This window comes from Amycolatopsis sp. NPDC045836 (assembly GCF_056431745.1).
Genome location: NZ_JBWKKF010000003.1, coordinates 486158 through 503864 on the forward strand (window position 1 = coordinate 486158; position 17707 = coordinate 503864).

Annotated in this window: 15 protein-coding genes; 8 read left to right on the forward strand and 7 right to left on the reverse strand. The window is 72.3% G+C overall.

Annotated features, from left to right (window positions below):
• Positions 1 to 6 precede the first annotated feature (6 nt).
• The 3 genes from AC07EG_RS07295 to AC07EG_RS07305 all read left to right on the forward strand — a co-directional run bounded on the left by AC07EG_RS07295 (position 7) and on the right by AC07EG_RS07305 (position 2718).
• Positions 7 to 894, forward strand: coding sequence for a RecB family exonuclease (locus tag AC07EG_RS07295; protein ID WP_478252139.1), 888 nt, complete (start codon positions 7 to 9; stop codon positions 892 to 894).
• On the forward strand, positions 891 to 1679 hold the full coding sequence (locus AC07EG_RS07300) for a thioesterase family protein (protein WP_478252168.1): 789 nt from the start codon (positions 891 to 893) through the stop codon (positions 1677 to 1679). The genes AC07EG_RS07295 and AC07EG_RS07300 overlap by 4 nt, the downstream gene beginning before the upstream one ends.
• A gap of 103 nt (positions 1680 to 1782) precedes the next feature.
• Entirely contained in the window at positions 1783 to 2718 is a 936-nt protein-coding gene (locus AC07EG_RS07305) for a ParA family protein (protein WP_478252140.1), read from the forward strand.
• 517 nt (positions 2719 to 3235) lie between these two features.
• On the opposite strand, the gene AC07EG_RS07310 is transcribed toward AC07EG_RS07305, so the two are convergent.
• Genes AC07EG_RS07310 through AC07EG_RS07320 form a run of 3 tightly spaced genes read right to left on the reverse strand, consistent with a single transcriptional unit; the run spans position 3236 to position 5333 of the window.
• Positions 3236 to 4180 (reverse strand): AEC family transporter, encoded by a 945-nt coding sequence (locus tag AC07EG_RS07310; RefSeq protein ID WP_478252141.1) that lies wholly within the window; start codon positions 4178 to 4180, stop codon positions 3236 to 3238.
• Between the two features lie 7 nt (positions 4181 to 4187).
• Positions 4188 to 5033 (reverse strand): ATP phosphoribosyltransferase, encoded by an 846-nt coding sequence (hisG, locus tag AC07EG_RS07315; RefSeq protein ID WP_478252142.1) that lies wholly within the window; start codon positions 5031 to 5033, stop codon positions 4188 to 4190.
• A 36-nt stretch (positions 5034 to 5069) separates the two neighbouring features.
• The gene (locus AC07EG_RS07320) at positions 5070 to 5333 is read right to left on the reverse strand and encodes a phosphoribosyl-ATP diphosphatase (protein ID WP_113692234.1); all 264 of its coding nucleotides are present in this window, start codon (positions 5331 to 5333) and stop codon (positions 5070 to 5072) included.
• A 173-nt stretch (positions 5334 to 5506) separates the two neighbouring features.
• Here AC07EG_RS07320 and AC07EG_RS07325 point away from each other — a divergent pair, with 173 nt between their 5' ends.
• The gene (locus AC07EG_RS07325) at positions 5507 to 6280 is read left to right on the forward strand and encodes a class I SAM-dependent DNA methyltransferase (RefSeq protein ID WP_478252143.1); all 774 of its coding nucleotides are present in this window, start codon (positions 5507 to 5509) and stop codon (positions 6278 to 6280) included.
• Positions 6281 to 6341: 61 nt separating this feature from the next.
• Here the strand turns inward: AC07EG_RS07325 and AC07EG_RS07330 are convergent, their stop codons facing one another.
• Together AC07EG_RS07330 and metH are read right to left on the reverse strand one after the other, a co-directional pair.
• Positions 6342 to 7046: an HAD family hydrolase gene (locus tag AC07EG_RS07330; protein ID WP_478252144.1), complete on the reverse strand. Its 705-nt coding sequence runs from the start codon at positions 7044 to 7046 to the stop codon at positions 6342 to 6344.
• A 9-nt stretch (positions 7047 to 7055) separates the two neighbouring features.
• On the reverse strand, positions 7056 to 10616 hold the full coding sequence (metH, locus tag AC07EG_RS07335) for a methionine synthase (RefSeq protein WP_478252145.1): 3561 nt from the start codon (positions 10614 to 10616) through the stop codon (positions 7056 to 7058).
• Positions 10617 to 10667: 51 nt separating this feature from the next.
• On the opposite strand from metH, the gene AC07EG_RS07340 reads away from it, so the two are divergent.
• From AC07EG_RS07340 to AC07EG_RS07355, 4 genes are all read left to right on the forward strand, one after another.
• Entirely contained in the window at positions 10668 to 11564 is an 897-nt protein-coding gene (locus tag AC07EG_RS07340; protein WP_478252146.1) for a PAC2 family protein, read from the forward strand.
• On the forward strand, positions 11565 to 12677 hold the full coding sequence (locus AC07EG_RS07345) for an MFS transporter (RefSeq protein WP_478252147.1): 1113 nt from the start codon (positions 11565 to 11567) through the stop codon (positions 12675 to 12677).
• A 64-nt stretch (positions 12678 to 12741) separates the two neighbouring features.
• Entirely contained in the window at positions 12742 to 14256 is a 1515-nt protein-coding gene (locus AC07EG_RS07350; RefSeq protein WP_478252148.1) for an MFS transporter, read from the forward strand.
• Complete coding sequence (locus tag AC07EG_RS07355; RefSeq protein WP_478252149.1) at positions 14253 to 14843, forward strand: class I SAM-dependent methyltransferase; 591 nt, start codon at positions 14253 to 14255, stop codon at positions 14841 to 14843. Before AC07EG_RS07350 ends, AC07EG_RS07355 begins: the two co-directional genes overlap by 4 nt.
• Here the strand turns inward: AC07EG_RS07355 and AC07EG_RS07360 are convergent.
• Complete coding sequence (locus AC07EG_RS07360) at positions 14831 to 17470, reverse strand: P-loop NTPase fold protein (RefSeq protein WP_478252150.1); 2640 nt, start codon at positions 17468 to 17470, stop codon at positions 14831 to 14833. The genes AC07EG_RS07355 and AC07EG_RS07360 overlap by 13 nt on opposite strands.
• A 63-nt stretch (positions 17471 to 17533) precedes the next feature.
• Positions 17534 to 17707: poly(ethylene terephthalate) hydrolase family protein (locus AC07EG_RS07365; protein ID WP_478252169.1), on the reverse strand; the 174-nt coding region annotated here is incomplete at its 5' end.

Here is a 17707-nt window from a genome sequence, read left to right on the forward strand (position 1 = left end):
CGGGGTATGTCAGCGCCCCTGCCCACCACGAACGACGAACCAGCCCCCGAGGTCCGCCGCCGTCCCGCGCTGTCCCCGTCCAGAGCCAGCGACTTCAAGCAGTGCCCGCTGCTCTACCGGTTCCGCGCGGTGGACAAGCTGCCGGAGACGCCGACGAAGGCCCAGCTGCGGGGCACGCTGGTGCACTCGGTGCTGGAGAAGCTGTTCGCCCTGCCGCAGGCCGAGCGGCAGCGCGACCGGGCGCAGGAACTGCTCGACCCGGCCTGGGCCGAGCTGTCCGAGCAGCTGCGCCCGGAGTGGATGCAGCTCTTCGGCGAGGACCAGGGCGACGTCGAGACCTGGCTGCGCTCGGCGGGCAAGCTGGTCGACGCCTACTTCCAGCTGGAGGACCCGGCCCGGCTGCAGCCGGAGGCGTGCGAGCTGCACGTGGAGACCGAACTGGGTTCCGGGGTGCTGCTGCGCGGTTACATCGACCGGCTCGACGTGGCGCCCACCGGCGAGATCCGGGTGGTCGACTACAAGACCGGCGCCGCGCCGCGCGAGATCGGCGAGGCCAAGGCGCTGTTCCAGATGAAGTTCTACGCGGTGGTGCTCTGGCGGCTGCGCGGGGTGGTGCCGCGCCAGCTCAAGCTGATGTACCTGACCGACGGCCAGTCGCTGGCCTACGCGCCGGACGAGCCCGAGCTGCGGCGGTTCGAGCGCACCCTGGAGGCGATCTGGCAGGCGATCCTCAAGGCGGGCAAGACCGGTGACTTCCGGCCGAACCCGAGCAAGCTCTGCGGCTGGTGCGACCACCAGGCGCACTGCCCGGCCTTCGGCGGCACGCCCCCGGAGTACCCGGGCTGGCCGGAACCGGACGCCGGCGAGGAGACCGCACTGGACCGGGCGGACTGAGCGTGACGGCCTTCTACGAACCCCTCGGCGACGGGCGGTTCGCCCCCACCGAGCACACCGAGGGTCCCTGGTCGCCGGGTGCCCAGCACTTCGGGCCGCCGTCGGCGCTGCTGGTGCGCTCGCTCGAAGAGGTGCCCGCGGTGCACGACAGCAGGCTGGCCAGGGTCACCGTGGAGATCCTCGGCCCGGCGCCGCTGACCGAACTGCGGGTGCGGGCGCGGCTGGAGCGCCCCGGCCGGTCGGTCGAACTGCTCTCGGCCGAGCTGAGCGCGGGTGAGCAGGTGGTGGCGCGGGCGTCGGCGTGGCGGATGATCACCTCCGACAGCACCGAGGTCATCGGCGGGGGCGCCGAGCCGCTGCCCCCGCCCGAAGCCGCTGCGCCCGCCGAGTGGCCGGAGCACTGGGGAAGCGGCGGCAGCGGTTATCTCGCGGTCACCGAATGGCGGGCGGTCCGCGGCTCGATGAGCCGGCCCGGACCGGCCACGGTGTGGGGCCGCCAGCTGGTCGCGCTGGTCGCCGGGGAGAAGCCGAGCCCGCTGCAGCGGCTGTTCGCGGTGGCCGACTCCGGCAACGGGGTGTCCAACTACCTGGACCCGCGCCGCTGGTGGTTCATCAACACCGAGCTGACCGTGCACATCCAGCGGGAACCCGCCGGCGAGTGGATCGGGCTGGACGCGTGCACGGTGGTCGGGCCGGACGGCATCGGCACCGCCACCAGCCGGTTGCACGACCCCGCCGGGCAGGTCGCCACCGGGGCGCAGGCGCTGCTGGTGCGCCCGCGCTGATCGGCGACACCCGGCGACACCTGCGGATATCCCACCGCTGGCGCGGTGCATCCAATAGCCTTCGTCGACGGACCAAACCACGAGCACGCGGGAGTCCCCTGGCATGCAGATCACCTCGGTGGTCAACCAGAAAGGCGGGGTCGGCAAGACCGCGCTCAGTGTCGGCGCGGCTGCCGCCCTCGCCGAGCAGGGCCGCCGGGTCCTGCTCATCGACCTCGACCCGCAGGGTCACGCCACCACGGAGATGCTGGGCCTGCCGGAGGCACCGGCGCACCTGCCGAGCATGGCCAAGGCGCTGACCAAGATGTGGCGGGGCCCGGTCGAGGAGCTGATCGTCAGCCACCCGCGCAGCAACATCGGCCGCGGCGGGGCCTTCGACGTGATCCCGACCTCCCCCGGCATGTTCGACCTGATCCGGCGGCTGGACCAGTTCCGGGTGCCCGGCTGGCAGCTGGCCAGGGTGATCCAGTTCGCCAACTACGAGCACGTGATCATCGACTGCCCGCCGGCGCTGGACGTGCTGACCAACAACGCGCTCACCGCCACCCACGGCATCCTGGTGCCGGTGCAGCCCGACCGCACCAGCATCCGCGCGCTGCGGCTGCTCAACGACCAGCTCAACTACGTGCAGCAGCTGGTCGGCCGCGGCCCGATCACCTACTTCGGCCTGGTCCCCGGCCTGTACCGGCGGCCGATGTCGACCTACGCGGTGACCGCGATGCACGAGCTGCAGACCTTCGGCATCCCGATGCTCGCGCACGTGCCGCTGGGCGTGGTGATGAACGAGGCCGCCAGCCGCGGCGTGCCGGTGACCACGTTCGCGCCGGAGACCGCGCAGGCGGTGGCCTTCCACCAGATCGCCAGGGCGCTGGAGGACCGGCGGCAGAGCCAGCCGGTTCCGGCGCTGGTCCCCGCCGAGACGGAGTTCGTCTTCGAGGACTTCATCACCGAGGTGGCGCACACGCGCAACGTCAACGACAACGGGGTGCGGAAGAAGCTCTACGACCTGATGCCGAAACGACCACGACCGCCCCGCTGACGACCCCGCTGCCGAAGCTGCCGCGACCACCTCACCGACCTGGCGACCCAGCCGCGTGCCGGGGTGCCGAACGAGGCCGACTGCGACGGATGACGGCTTGGCCACGCGAGGCGGAATCGCCCCGGCAAGCGGCCACCACCCAGAATCACTCGAACAGGCCGATGCCGAGACCGCCGCCACCACCCGACCTCACCCGACAGGCCGATGCCGGGACCGCCGCGCCCGTCCCGCCGACACTCCCGGCCACGTGCCCACCGCCACCACCAGGCGCACCCACCGGCGACGGCTGACAACGCAGGCAAATTCGCCCCGGCAAGCGCCACCACCCGGATTCGCTCAAGCAGCTCGATGCCGAGACTGGCGCCCCCGGCCGCGCCGAACGTAGCCGACGGCGACGGATGGCGGCCGGGCAGCGCAGAGCAAGCTCGCCCGTCTTCTGCCCGAGGTGCCGAAACCCGGGCCAAGCCGACGGCAGCGGGCGGCCCGCGAGGCGAGTTCGCCCAGCGAGCAGCTCCCCCTAAGCGACGGCTCCGCCGAGCAGCCAGGCGATCAGGGTGAGCGAGCCCATCGACAGCAGCGTCGAGATCAGCACGCAGTTCCGGACGAACCGGACATCAACCGCGTACTGGCTCGAAGCGATGAACACGTTCTGCGCGGTGGGCAGCGCCGCGCAGAGCACCGCGGCGAACAGCGACGGGCCGGTCAGGCCGAGCAGCAGGCCGATGCCGAGGGTCACGCCCGGCTGCACCAGCGCCTTGCCCAGCACCACGACCACCAGCTCGGCGCGCCGCCGCTCCCCCGGCGGGCCGGGGGCGACCTGGTCCCCGCGCAACGACATGCCGAGCACCAGCAGCGCGCACGCCACCCCGGCGTCGCCGAGGGTGTGGACGGGTTCCAGCACCACCGCGGGCAGGTCGATGCCCAAGCCGCCGACCAGCAGGCCGAGCAGGGAGGCGGCGATCACCGGGTTCCGCACCGGCAGCAGCACCAGCCGCCGCCAGCGGGGGCCGTCGTCGCGGGGGACGTCCGACTCGATGGCGGCCAGCATCGACGGCATCATCAGCAGCGACTGGAACAGCAGCACCGCCACGATGAACGACGAACTGCCCAGCACCTGCAGGGCCACCGGGATGCCGAGGTTGCCGGCGTTGACGTAGCTGGCCGCCGCCGCGGACAGCGTGCGCTCGGCCCGCCGCCGCCGGAACACCCAGGTCGACAGGGTGAACGCGAGCAGCGCGACCACCGCCGTGCCGAGCACGAAAGCCAGCAGCCCGCGGTCGGCCAGCGCGGAGAACGGCGTGCCGATCAGCGTGCTGAACAGCACCGCGGGCATGGCGACCTGGAAGGCGAGCCGGGTCAGCACCGCGTCCGCGCGCTCCCCGAGCACACCGAACCGGCTCAGCAGGTAACCGAGCCCGGTCAGCGCCCAGATCGGCGCGAACGCGGTGAGCGCACCCCCCACCGCCGGGCTACAGCCGGCAGGAGCGGATGTCCGAGGCCAGCACCGCCTTGGCCCCGGCTTCGGCCAGCTCGTCCATGATCCGGTTGACCTCCTTGCGCGGCACCATCGCGCGCACGGCCACCCAGTCGGGGTCGGCCAGCGGCGCCACGGTCGGCGACTCCAGGCCCGGGGTGATCGCGATCGCGGTGTCCAGCAGCGACCGCGGGCAGTCGTAGTCCAGCATCATGTAGTGCTGGGCGAAGACCACCCCGCGCAGCCGGGCCGCGAGCTGGGCCTTGGCCTTGCTGTCCTCGCCGCCCGCCCGCTGCACCAGCACGGCCTCGGACACGCAGATCGCGTCGCCGAAGGCCACCAGGTTGTGCTGGCGCAGGGTCCGGCCGGAGCCGACCACGTCGGCCACCGCGTCGGCCACGCCGAGCTGGATGGAGATCTCCACCGCGCCGTCGAGCCGGATCACCTCGGCCTCGATGCCCTGGCGCGCCAGGTCCTCGCGCACCAGCCGCGGGTAGGAGGTGGCCAGCCGCTTGCCCTGCAGGTCGGCGGGCCTCCAGTCGCGGCCGGCCGGCGCGGCGTAGCGGAAGGTCGAACCACCGAACCCGAGCGCCAGCTTCTCCTCCACCGGGGCACCGGAGTCCAGCGCCAGGTCGCGGCCGGTGATGCCGAGGTCCAGCTCGCCGGAACCGACGTAGATGGGGATGTCCTTGGGCCGGAGGAAGAAGAACTCGACCTCGTTGGCCGGGTCGAGCACGGTCAGGTCGCGCTGCTCATGTCGCTGCCGGTACCCCGCTTCACCGAGCATCTCCGAGGCGGACCCGGCCAGCGCTCCCTTGTTCGGCACAGCGACACGCAGCACGTCTTCAGCTCCTTCGGCAAAAAGTGTCCGGCGGTACTACAGGTACCGGTAGACGTCCTCAGTGGACAAACCGCGGCCCAGCATGAGCACCTGGACGCGGTAGAGCAGCTGGGAGATCTCCTCGGCGAGCCGCTCGTCGGACTCGTGCTCGGCGGCGATCCAGACCTCGCCCGCCTCCTCGAGCACCTTCTTGCCCTGGGCGTGCACCCCGGCGTCCAAAGCGGTCACCGTGCCCGATCCGGCGGGCCGCGTGCGCGCGCGCTCGGCCAGCTCCGCGAACAGCTCATCGAAGGTCTTCACGGTCTGCAGATCCTTCCACCCGGGGTTCGCGCCCGCCGACCGGGGCCGTCCCGGCTGCCAGACCGATCACACCCGGCCTGCTCCGAACGGTCCAGTCGATGTTGACGTCCCGCGTTCCGTCCACTTATGTCAGAACGGTCCTCGGTATCTGGGAGACAACGGGAAGAAGTGATATGGAGAACCAGCGATCACTGGAGAAGCTGCAGATCAGGCTGCCGGAGCGGCCCGACGAAATCGACCAGGACGCGGAGTACTGCTCGGTTCTGCTCGACGGTGAATGGGTCGACATCCGCTTTCACGACTACCAACGCATCTACCGAATTCACGGGCTGTACGAGCAGTTGTTCCACGAAATTCTCGATTGCCGTTCCCCGGACGTCATCGCGAAGTTGCTCAAGGAGCAGTTGCAGCAGGACGGCTACGACGCGGCCGGCCTGCGGGTGCTCGACCTCGGCGCGGGCAACGGCCTGGTCGGCGAGCAGCTGCGCACCATCGGCGTCGGCCACCTGGTCGGCGCGGACATCATCCCGGAGGCGGCGGAGGCCGCGCACCGGGAGCGACCCGAGGTCTACGACGCCTACCACGTCGGCGACGTGACCGCTCCGTCCGAAGAGACCGCCGCCGCGCTGGCGGAGGCGAAGTTCAACACCCTGGTCTGCGTGGCCGCACTGGGTTACGCGGACATCCCGCCGAGCGCGTTCCGCGCGGCGTTCAACCTGATCGGGGACGGCGGCTGGGTCGCCTTCACCATCAAGGACCGGTTCCTCACCGAAGAGGACACCTCCGGCTTCGCCGGGTTCATCAAGACCTGCCAGGACAACGGCGTCCTCGAGGTCCGCTCCTCGGAGCGCTACCGGCACCGGCTCAACATCAGCGGCGAGCCACTGCACTACGTGGCCGTGGTCGGCACCAAGCACGCCGACATCCCCGCGGAATTCCTCACCTAGCCCCACCCCGGAGCGCCACGGACGGCCCGTTCCCGGCGCCGGGAACGGGCCGTCCGTGGCGTCAGCCGTGCGCCCGCAGTCCGGCCAGCGTGTCGGGGCCCACGCCGACCAGCGTCTCCCGGAACACCCGGCGCGGTCCCGGTGCCACCGCCACGTCGTTCGGCACCACCAGCACCGTGCAGCCCGCGGCCACCGCGGCTTCGGTGCCCGGCGGGGAATCCTCCACCGCCACGCAGCGCGCCGGGTCCACCCCGAGCAGGCGCGCGGCCAGCAGGTACGGCTCCGGGTCCGGCTTGTTCCGGCCACCGACCTCGTCGCCGCAGACGGTGACGTCGAAGAACTCCCGGCCGATGGTGTTCAGCGCCAGTTCGGTCAGCTCCCGTTCGGTGGAGGTGACCAGCGCCGACGGGATGCCCGCCGCGCGCACCGCGGCCAGCGCCTCGCAGGCACCCGGCCGCCACGGCAGCGCGTCGCCGAACAACTCGGCGGTGCGCGTGCGGATCCAGGCGGCGATGTCCGCCCGCAGCTCCGGGGTGTCCGGCTTGCCCAGGGTGCGCAGCAGGAACCGGGTGGTGGTCTCCATGTTGGACCCCACGAGGGTGGCCCGCTGCGCTTCGCTCAGCTCACCACCGAGCCACCGGGCCACCTCGTGCAGCGCCACGTCCCACAGCTTCTCGGTGTCGACCAGGGTGCCGTCCATGTCCCAGAGCACCGCGGCGAGCCCGGTCCCGGCTCCCGTTTCGTCCACTGTGGACGTCTGCGTCACGTATCTCTCCTAGGTGTTGAAGTACTTCGCTTCCGGGTGGTGGCAGACGATCGCGTCGGTCGACTGCTCCGGGTGCAGCTGGTACTCCTCGGACAGCTTGACCCCGATGCGCTCCGCGCCGAGCAGGTCCACGATCTTCGCCCGGTCCTCCAGCTCGGGGCAGGCGCCGTAACCGAGGGAGAACCTGGCTCCACGGTACTCGAGTTTGAAGTACCGCTCGATCTCCTCGGGGTCCTCCTCGGCCACCGCGGCGCCGCCGGCGAAGTGCAGCTCCTCGCGGATGCGGCGGTGCCAGTACTCGGCCAGCGCCTCGGTGAGCTGCACCCCGAGGCCGTGGACCTCCAGGTAGTCGCGGTAGGCGTTGGCGGAGAACAGCTCGTTGGCGTAGTCGGCGATCGGCTGGCCCATGGTGACCAGCGTGAACGGGATCACGTCCACCTCGCCTGCCGCTACCGCCGCCTCGCGCGGGCGGTAGAAGTCGGCCAGGCACAGCCGCCGGTCGCGGCGCTGGCGCGGGAAGGTGAACCGGGTGCGCTCGGGCGCGTCCGGCCGCGGCTCGGTGAGCACCACCACGTCGTCACCGTCGGCCACGCACGGGAAGTAGCCGTAGACGACCGCCGCGTGCGCGAGCACGCCGTCCGCGGTCAGCTTGTCCAGCCAGTACCGCAGCCGCGGCCTGCCCTCGGACTCGACCAGCTCGTCGTAGGTCGGCCCGGTCCCGCCGCGGGCGCCCTTGAGCCCCCACTGGCCCATGAACGTGGCGCGCTCGTCCAGCATCGCCGAGTACTCCGCCAGCGGCACGCCCTTGATCACCCGGCTGCCCCAGAACGGCGGGGTCGGCAGCGGCACGTCGGTGGCCACGTCCGAGCGCGCGGGCGGCGGCTCCTGCTCGGCTGCCTCCTGCTTGGCGCGGCGGGCCTCGGCGATCCGGTTCGACCGCTCGCGGCGGGCCTTGCGCTCGGCGCGCTTGGCCTCCTCCTCCTGGCTGAGCACCGGCGACTCACCGCGCTTGGCGGCCATGATCGCGTCCATCAGGCGCAGGCCCTCGAAGGCGTCCCTGGCGTAGCGGACGTCACCGAGGTACATCTCGGTAAGGTCGTTCTCCACGTACGACCTGGTCAGCGCGGCGCCGCCGAGCAGCACCGGCCAGCGGGCGGAGACCCCGCGGGAGTTCATCTCCTCCAGGTTCTCCTTCATGATCACGGTGGACTTCACCAGCAGGCCGGACATGCCGATGGCGTCGGCCTTGTTCTCCTCGGCGGCGTCCAGGATCGAGGTGATCGGCTGCTTGATGCCCAGGTTCACCACTTCGTAGCCGTTGTTCGACAGGATGATGTCGACCAGGTTCTTGCCGATGTCGTGCACGTCGCCCTTGACCGTGGCCAGCACGATCCGGCCCTTGCCGCCGGAGTCGTCCTTCTCCATGTGCGGTTCGAGGTAGGCCACCGCCGCCTTCATCACCTCGGCGGACTGCAGCACGAACGGCAGCTGCATCTGGCCGGAGCCGAACAGCTCGCCGACGGTCTTCATCCCGGACAACAGCGTGTTGTTGATGATTTCCAGCGCCGGGCGGGACTGCAGCGCCTCGGCCAGGTCGTCGTCGAGGCCGTTGCGCTCGCCGTCGACGATGCGCCGCTCCAGCCGCTCGAACAGCGGCAGCTTGGCCAGTTCCTCGGCCCGCGACTCCTTCGACGAGGACGCCGTCACGCCCTCGAACAGCCGCATGAACTCCTGCAGCGGGTCGTAGCCGTCGGCGCGGCGGTCGTAGACCAGGTCGAGCGCGACCTTGCGCTGCTCGTCCGGGATCTTCGACATCGGCAGGATCTTCGAGGCGTGCACGATCGCGGTGTCCAGCCCGGCCTGCACGCACTCGTGCAGGAACACCGAGTTCAGCACCTGCCTGGCGGCGGCGTTGAGGCCGAAGGAGATGTTCGACAGCCCCAGCGTGGTCTGGACCTCGGGGTGGCGCCGCTTGAGCTCGCGGATGCCCTCGATGGTCTCGATCGCGTCCCGGCGGGACTCCTCCTGACCGGTGGCGATGGTGAAGGTCAGCGCGTCGACGATGATGTCGGATTCGGCCAGCCCGTACTCCCCGGTGATCTGCGCGATCAGCCGGTCGGCGATGGCCACCTTCTTCTCCGCCGTGCGGGCCTGGCCCTCCTCGTCGATGGTCAGCGCGACCACCGCGGCGCCGAACTCGGCGACCATCTCCATCACCTTGGTGAACCGGGACTCCGGGCCGTCGCCGTCCTCGTAGTTCACCGAGTTCACCGCGCAGCGCCCGCCCAGGTGCTCCAGGCCGGTGCGGATGACGTCGATCTCGGTGGAGTCGATCATGATCGGCAGCGTGGAGGCGGTGGCGAAGCGGGAGGCGATCTCGGCCATGTCCGCCGAACCGTCGCGGCCCACGTAGTCCACGCAGACGTCGAGCATGTGCGCGCCGTCGCGGGTCTGGTCGCGGGCGATCGCCACGCAGTCCTCCCAGCGGCCATCGAGCATCGCCTCGCGGAAGGCCTTGGAGCCGTTGGCGTTGGTCCGCTCGCCGATCATCAGCACGCTGGCGTCCTGCTCGAACGGCACCGCCTGGTACAGCGAGGACACGCCGGGTTCCGGGCGCGGGCGGCGTCGGGCGCGCTCCACCTCGCCGACCGCGGCGACCAGCTGGCGGATGTGCTCGTCGGTGGTCCCGCAGCAGCCGCCGACCAGACCGACGCCGAACTCGCGGACGAACCCGGACAGCGCCTCGGCCAGCCCCTCCGGGCCGAGCGGGTAGACCGCGCCGTTCGGGCCCAGTTCGGGCAGCCCGGCGTTGGGCATCACGGTCAGCGGCACCCGCGCGTGCTTGGACAGCTGGCGCAGGTGCTCGCTCATCTCCGCCGGGCCGGTGGCGCAGTTCAGCCCGATCAGGTCGATGCCCAGCGGTTCCAGCGCCTGCAGCGCGGCGCCGACCTCGGTGCCGAGCAGCATGGTGCCGGTGGTCTCCACGGTGATCGAGGCGATGATCGGCACCCGCCTGCCCTCGGCGGCCATCGCGCGGTGCGCGGCGATGATCGACGCCTTGGTCTGCAGGATGTCCTGGGTGGTCTCGACCAGCACCGCGTCGGCGCCACCGGCCAGCAGCCCGCGCACCTCCTCCACGTAGGCGTCGCGCAGGCGGCTGAACGGGGCGTGCCCCAGCGTGGGCAGCTTGGTGCCGGGCCCGACCGAGCCCAGCACGAACCGCGGCTTGTCCGGGGTGGCGAACTCGTCGGCGGTCTCCCGCGCCAGCCGCGCGCCGATCTCGGACAGCTCGAAGATGCGCTCCTCGATGCCGTACTCGGCGAGATTGGCGAAGTTGCAGCCGAAGGTGTTGGTCTCGACCGCGTCGGCACCGGCTTCGAGGTACCCGCGGTGGACCTGGCGCACCACGTCCGGCCGGGTCACGTTCAGGATTTCGTTGCAGCCTTCGAGACCGTCGAAGTCGTCCAGGGAGAGGTCGTGTGCCTGCAGCGCGGTTCCCATCGCACCGTCGGCGACCACCACCCGGTCGGCGAGCGCGTCCAGCAACGGCGAAGAGAGTCGTTCGGCCATGGTCCCCAGCCTACGGTCAGCGCCACCCCCGAGAGGTCGTAGGCTGGCACAGTGAGTGAGCCCGAACAGCCGAACCGCCCGCACACCGAACCGGTCGCCGAGGCCGCCGACGACGGCAAGCCCGTCATGGTGGTGGCCTTCGAAGGCTGGAACGACGCAGGTGACGCGGCCAGTACCGCGATCGAGCACCTGCAGCTGAACTGGGACGCCACGCCGCTGGTCGAGCTCAACCCCGACGAATACTACGATTTCCAGGTGAGCAGGCCGACCGTCCGCATGGTGGACGGGGTCACCCGGAGGGTGGAGTGGCCGACCACCCGGTTGGCGGTGTGCCACCCGGCCGGTTTCGGCCGCGACGTGGTCCTCGTGCAGGGTCCCGAGCCGAACATGCGCTGGCGCGCCTTCTGCGGTGAGCTGCTGGAGCACATGGAGCACCTCCAGGTGGCCACCGTGGTCACGCTGGGCGCACTGCTGGCCGACACCCCGCACACCCGCCCGGTGCCGGTCACCGGCACCGCCTACGACGCGGCCGCCGCCGCCCGCTTCGGCCTGGAGCGCAACCGCTACCAGGGCCCGACCGGCATCGTCGGCGTGCTGCAGGACGCGTGCGTGCAGGCGGGCATCCCGGCGGTCTCGGTGTGGGCCGCGGTCCCGCACTACGTCTCGCACCCGCCGTCGCCGAAGGCCACGCTGGCGCTGCTGCACAAGCTCGAGGACATCCTGGACGTGGAGATCCCGCTCGGCGCCCTGCCCGAGCAGGCCGAGGAGTGGCAGCGCACGGTCTCGGAGATGGCCGACGAGGACGAGGAGATCCGCGACTACGTGCGCTCGCTGGAGGAGCGGGACGCCGAGATCACCGTGGACGAGGCCAGCGGCGACAAGATCGCCGCCGAGTTCGAGCGCTACCTCCGGCGCCGGCGCCCCGGCGGGCTCGACGGCCCCCGTTAGTTGGCCGGGCTCTACCTCGGCGGGCTGCTGGGCCCGTTCGGCGCCGGTGTGGTGGTGTCGATGCTGCCCGAGCTCGCCGCGAGCTACCGCACCAGCCCGGCGGGCGCGGCCTCCGCGCTGACCACCTACCTGCTGCCGTTCGCGCTGGTCATGCTGGTTTCCGGCACGCTCGGGCAGCGGTGGGGGGTGGCCCGCACGCTGCGCTTCGCCTACGCCGCGTACGCGGTGACCGCGGTGCTCGCCATGGTCGCGCCGTGGTTCTGGCTGTTCCTCACCGCACGCGGGCTGCAGGGCACGGCCAACGCGTTCATCACGCCACTGCTGCTGGCGCAACTGGCCGCGGTGACCCCGGCCGGCCGGCTCGGGCGCTCGCTCGGGCTGTTCGCCGCGATGCAGGCGCTCGGGCACACCAGCGCGCCGCTGCTCGGCGGGCTCGCCGCCGAGTGGTCCTGGCCGTGGGCCTTCGCCGGGATCGCGGTCACCGCGCTGGCGCTGGCCGCCGCGCCGCTGCCCGCCGATCCCGCCGCGGCCGCACCGGGGCCGCCGGTGCCCTGGCGCGCCGCGCTCCGGCCGTCGATCCGGCCCGGCCTGCTGATCTTCCTCGGCTGGGGCTGCCTGGCCGGGCTGTCCTTCCTGGTCGCGTTCCGGCTGGAGGACACCTTCGCGCTCGGTTCCGGGTGGCGGGGGCTCGCGCTCACCGCGTTCGGTGCCGCCGGCTTCCTCACCGCCCGCCTCGCCGGTGCGTTCGCCGACCGGTTCGGCCCGGTCACCGCGGTGGCCACCGGGGTGCTCGGCGGTGGTGCGGTCGTCGCCGTGCTCGGGCTGGCCGGTTCGCTCCCGGTGCTCGTCGGGGCGTGGGCGGCGGGCGGGGCGCTGGCCCAGCTGCTCTCGGTCGGCACCAACACCCTGGTGATCACCGGGGCCGGGGCCGCGCGCAACGGCGCCATCTCGATCGTCCAGTCCCTGCGGTTCACCGGCACGGCCTGCTCCCCGGCGGCCTTCACCGGGCTCTACCACGCCGACCCCCGGCTCGGTTTCCTGCTGCCCGCGGGCCTGCTGGTGCTGTTCGGCGGGCTGCTGCTGGCAGTCCCTGTCAGGGGTTGTCCGACCTGAGGATGACCTTTTATCCACCTCTCCTCCGTCGTGCCGGGCACCGCCGGCAGGCAGGATGATCGGCATGGGGAGGACGGAAGCGCTGGTGCGCCGGCGGTGGGCGGTGCTGGGCATCCTGTGCGCCAGCCTGCTGCTGGTGTCCATCGACGCCACCGTGCTGCACATGGCGCTGCCCGCGATCGCCGCCGACCTGCGGCCGGACGCCACCGAGCAGCTGTGGATCATCGCCGTCTACTCGCTGCTGGCCGCCCCGCTGCTGCTGGCCTTCGGCACGCTCGGCGACCACTACGGCAGGCGGCGCGTGCTGGTGCTCGGGTACGTGGTCTTCGGGCTGGCGTCGCTGGCCGCGGTGTTCGCGGTGAACGTGGCCGTGCTGATCGCCGCGCGGGCGGTGCTCGGCGTCGGCGGGGCGATGATCATGCCGGCCACCCTGTCCATCCTGCGGCAGGCCTTTCCCGACCGGGCCGAGCGGCGCACGGCCATCGGCGTCTGGAGCGGGGTGGCCGGGTCCGGCGCGGTGCTCGGGCCGCTGCTCGGCGGCTTCCTGGTGCAGGAGTTCAGCTGGCACGCCGCGTTCGCCATCAACGTGCCGGTGATGCTGGCCGCGCTCCCGCTGACCTACTGGCTGATCCCGGAGTCGGCGGATCCGCCCGCCGGGAAGTGGGACCCGCTCAGCGCGCTGCTCGCCGCCGGTGGGGTGCTCGGCGTGGCGTTCGCGATCAAGCAGACCCCGCACGGCGGGTCGATGCTCGTGCTGGGCCCGGTCGCCGGGCTGGCCGGGGTGGCGCTGCTGGTGCTGTTCGTCCGGCGGCAGCGGCGGCTGGTCTCACCGCTGCTGGACCTGGCGTTGTTCCGGCGCCGCGCGTTCAGCGTCGCGGTCGGCAGCGTGCTGCTGGTGATGCTGTCGCTGGTCGGGCTCGGGCTGCTGTTCGCCCAGTACCTCCAGCTGGTGCTGGTGCTCTCGCCGATGGACGCCGCGCTGCGGCTGCTGTTCGTGATGGTCGCCGCGGTGGTGGGCAGCCTGGTCGCCGCGCCGCTGCTGCGCCGGTTCGAGGGGCGCGCGGTGACCGTCGCCGGCTTCGCCGTGGTCGGGCTGGCGCTCGGCGCGGCGGCGCTGTGGCTGGACACCGCGGAGAACCTGTGGCTGCTGGGCCCGGTGCTCGTCGCCGTCGGCTTCGGCATCTCGGTGGCGCTGACCGCCGCCTCCGACGCGCTGCTCGCGGCCGCGCCCGCCGCCCAGGCAGGCGCGGCGTCGGCGGTCGAGGAGACCGCCTACGAACTGGGTGCCGGACTCGGGGTGGCGGTGCTGGGCAGCATCGCCGCCGGGGTTTACACCGCCGCTTTCCCCGCTGTTCCGGGAGTCCCGCCGCGGGAGGCGGAACTCGCCGGGCGCGGGCTGACCGACGCGGCCGAGGCCGCGTCGGCCCTGCCGGAACCGGTGGCCGCGCACCTGCTGGACGCGGCCCGTGGCGCGTTCGTCGACGGCATGACCGTCGCGCTCGCCGCCGGTTTCACCACCTTCGCCGTCGCCGCGATCGCCGCGGCCCGGCTGCTACCGAAGACAGGAGCCACACGGTGACCACAACCACGACCACGTCCACGACCGAAATCAGAGCGGGCTGGCGCACCCCGGCCGCGCTCTACCGGCTGATCAGCTCGCCCGCGCTGCGGGCGGCGTTCGGCTGGGACCTGCGCGGCCGCGACGTCCGCTGGGTGCGGCCGGTGCCCGGCATGACCTGCGTGGAGGTCGGCAGCGGTGGCGGGTTCTACACCCGGGCGCTGGCCGCGCACCTCGGCGAGGGCAGCGAACTGGTCGCGCTGGACCCCGACGAGGGCAGCCTCGGCGCGCTGCGCGAGCGGATGACCGGCGCGCCGGGGGCGCGGCTGACCTACCAGCCGGGCGACGGGTGCGCCCTGCCGCTGGCGGAGTCCAGTGTGGACGCGCTGTTCTACGGCTACAGCCTGGAGGAGTTCGGCGACCCGCTGGCCGCCGTGCACGACGCGCACCGGGTGCTGCGCCCCGGCGGGCAGCTGGTGCTGTTCCTCTGGCGCCCGGTGATCGGCAGGCGCCGCCGCACCCCGGTGCTCGAGCTGCTGGACTCGAAGTTCACCAGGGAGCGGGTTTCGGCCGGACCGCAGAACATCCGCCTGTCCTACCGCCGCTGACCGGTCCTGGGCACCAGCGCGTAGGAGAACCGGCAGATGCGGGGTGCCCACAGCTGCAACGCCGAGACGTCGGGCAGGACCACCTCGGCGGAAACGCGGCCCAGCCCGGCGTGCAGGTGCCGCCAGTCGCCGAGCTGGTCCTCGTCGATGGGCCCGGCGACCCGGTTGGCCCCGTCACGTGGTTCGAGGTCGGCGACGAATCCCGCCCAGTCGCCTGCCGGGTCGCGGTGCAGCAGCCCGCCACCGATCCCGCTTGCGGGGTCGGGCCGGGTGTCGAGCACCGGGCCGAGCAGCCGGGCGTGCGCGGTGAGCAGCGCCAGCAGGAGCACCACCGCCTGGTACTCCCCCGGTTCACCTGGCCGGCCGAGGAACCGCGAGGCGTCCGACAGGTCACGGGTGGCGCGCACCATGCGGTAGAGGTTCAGCAGCCGCTTCGCCTCCCGCGGCGTGCCGACCAGCGAGTCCAGGGTGGACAGCAGGTGCAGCTCGGGTTCGGACAGCGGCCGGGGTTCCGCCGCGGCCACCACTCGCCGGGTGTCCACTTCGGACCCGTGCTCGACGTCGATGGCGGCCTCGTCCGGCTCGGGCTCCTCGAACCGGCGCACCGGTTCCCGGTCTTCGGCCCGCACCAGCGAGCGGAGCAGCCTGCGCATCCCGTCCGGCGCCAGCCCCGGCAGCACCAGCGGGATGTTGACGATCTTCTCCAGGTAGTCCTCGGGGGTCAGCCGCGCCGCGGCGCCGTCTTCGGCGAGGATCTCCGCGTAGTGGCTGCGCAGCGCCCGCAGCAGCCAGCGGGGATCGACCCCGACGACCACCACGAACAACTCGAACGCGAGCAGCAGGTGCACCGCCTGCAGCACCTCGACCACCTGGCGCGGGCTGCAGCGGTCCAGGTCGTCGATGTAGAGCACGATCCGGTCCACCGGGCGCCGCGGGGTGACCCCGTGGTCCCGGTCGGCCCGCCACTCGGCCATCAGCTTGACCAGCTGGTCGAAGTCCTTGCGGATGGTGGAGACGATGCCGAGGTTCCCGGCGTAGGAGTCGCTGCGCGCGCGGTCGGCGAGAAAGGTGTAGAGGCGGTGGCCGGGGGTGAGGCGGGTCAGCTGCCTGCCCAGTTCGCCCACCTGGGAGACCACCTCGGCCAGCTGCGCCTCGGCGACCCGCTGCCGGGCTTCGGCCGCGCGCAGGGCTTCCAGTTCCTCCGGCAGTTCGGTCCCGGCCCTGATCCCGGTGTGCAGTTCCTCGCTCAGTTCGCGGAGCCCGCGCAGGCCCGCCCGCACCCGCGTCAGCAGGGTGAGGCCGGTGCCCGCGAGCACGGTGAACACCGCGGCGGTGCCGGCGAGCCACTCGCGCGCCAGCGGTGCCACCACCCCGGCGGCGAGGACCACCACGGCCAGCGCGAGCGCGATCCTGCCGTGCCGCTCGCCGGGGAGCCGCCGGAGCACCGCCGCGTCGTCGAGCGAACCACGCAGCTGCTCGGCGAGCAGCCTGCCCTGTTCGGCTTCCCCGGGCACACCGAGCTTTCGCCACAGCTGATCGGCCTGCTCGCGGAACTTCGCCGAGTTCCGCAGCGCGGCGACGAGCACCTTGGCGCTGCGCTCCCGCCCGGCTGCCGCCCGGTCCACCTCGGCCTGCAGCGTGGCCGCGGTTTCGCGGGCTTCCTCGGTCTCCGCCTCCAGCTGGCGGCGCTGGTCGAGCCGCTCGGCGAGTTCGGCGCGGAGGCGCTCGGCGCGTTCCGGGGACCTCGCGTCGATTCCGGCCAGCTGCCGGAAGATCTCGTCGCCGAGGCTGGCCCAGAGGTTGCTGTCGGCGTAGTGCCAGGCGTTGAACCCGATCTGCACGACGTCCTGGGTGGCCAGTCGCTCCACTTCACCGCGGAGCAGGCCCATGAAGTAGCTCTTGCCGCTGCCCCACTCGCCGAACACCCCCACCGACAGCGGCAGCGGCGTGGCCGGATCGGCGATCACCGTGGCCAGCATCGACACGTACGGCGCGACGCCCAGCTGGTCCTCTTCGAGCGGGATGTTGCGGTTGGGGTCGACGAGGTCCCGGCTGACCCCGCCTTCGAGCGGCGCCTCGCTCGCGTTCGTTCCGGCGAAGGCGTTGCGGATGGCATCGGTGCTCTGCCTGCTCTTGCCGATGAACACCAGGCGCCGCAGCGGTCCGCCGGTTTCCCCGGCGAGTGCGGTGATCGCCGCGGGCACCACCGCGCCGGCCGCGATCGCGGGCGGATTGCCCAGGCGGCCGGAACTCAGCAGCGGCAGGCCCAGCGTGGTGACCCCGGAGCGGGCTGCCAGGGCGATGGCGCTCGTCGCCGCCCTCGCGGCGTGCTCGCGCCCGGGGTCGGCCGAACTCTCCGAGGTGACGAAGATGACCAGCAGCGGGCTGGGACCGGGCAGTTCCATCGTCCGCGGGGTGGCCGGGGTGATCTCGTCGAAGGGCACGCCTTGCCAGTCCGCTTCGGGGAACTGCTCCGCCAGCGTCTCGCCCAGTTCACCGAGGCCCTGGCCGACCGGCACCACGATCGCGTCGAGTCCCAGCTCCCACGGCCGCCTGGTCCGGACCACCGAGCACTCGACGGAACCGACCACGCCGAGCTCGCGTTCGTACTCCTTCGCACCGGCCATGGGTCCGGAACCCTACCGGCACGGCGAAGGGGCCGTGAGCGCGCTCACGGCCCCCGGTTCCCCTCAGCCGTTGGGGCAGGTGCTGCGGAACTCTTCGACCAGCGTGGACTTCGACGGGCCGGGGCAGAGGAACTGCTCGTAGCGGGTGTCGTTGTCCACGAACCGCTTCAACCACGAGATCATGTACTTGGCCTGCGTGGTGTTGGGCGTGTTCGGGAAGAAGTGGCTGGCGTTGTT

Coding starts and splice junctions, on each gene's coding strand:
- AC07EG_RS07360 (WP_478252150.1), bottom strand. CDS start 17,470: ATGGCCGGTGCGAAGGAGTACGAACGCGAGCTCGGCGTGGTCGGTTCC.
- AC07EG_RS07305 (WP_478252140.1), top strand. CDS start 1,783: ATGCAGATCACCTCGGTGGTCAACCAGAAAGGCGGGGTCGGCAAGACC.
- AC07EG_RS07325 (WP_478252143.1), top strand. CDS start 5,507: ATGGAGAACCAGCGATCACTGGAGAAGCTGCAGATCAGGCTGCCGGAG.
- AC07EG_RS07350 (WP_478252148.1), top strand. CDS start 12,742: ATGGGGAGGACGGAAGCGCTGGTGCGCCGGCGGTGGGCGGTGCTGGGC.
- metH (WP_478252145.1), bottom strand. CDS start 10,616: ATGGCCGAACGACTCTCTTCGCCGTTGCTGGACGCGCTCGCCGACCGG.
- AC07EG_RS07295 (WP_478252139.1), top strand. CDS start 7: ATGTCAGCGCCCCTGCCCACCACGAACGACGAACCAGCCCCCGAGGTC.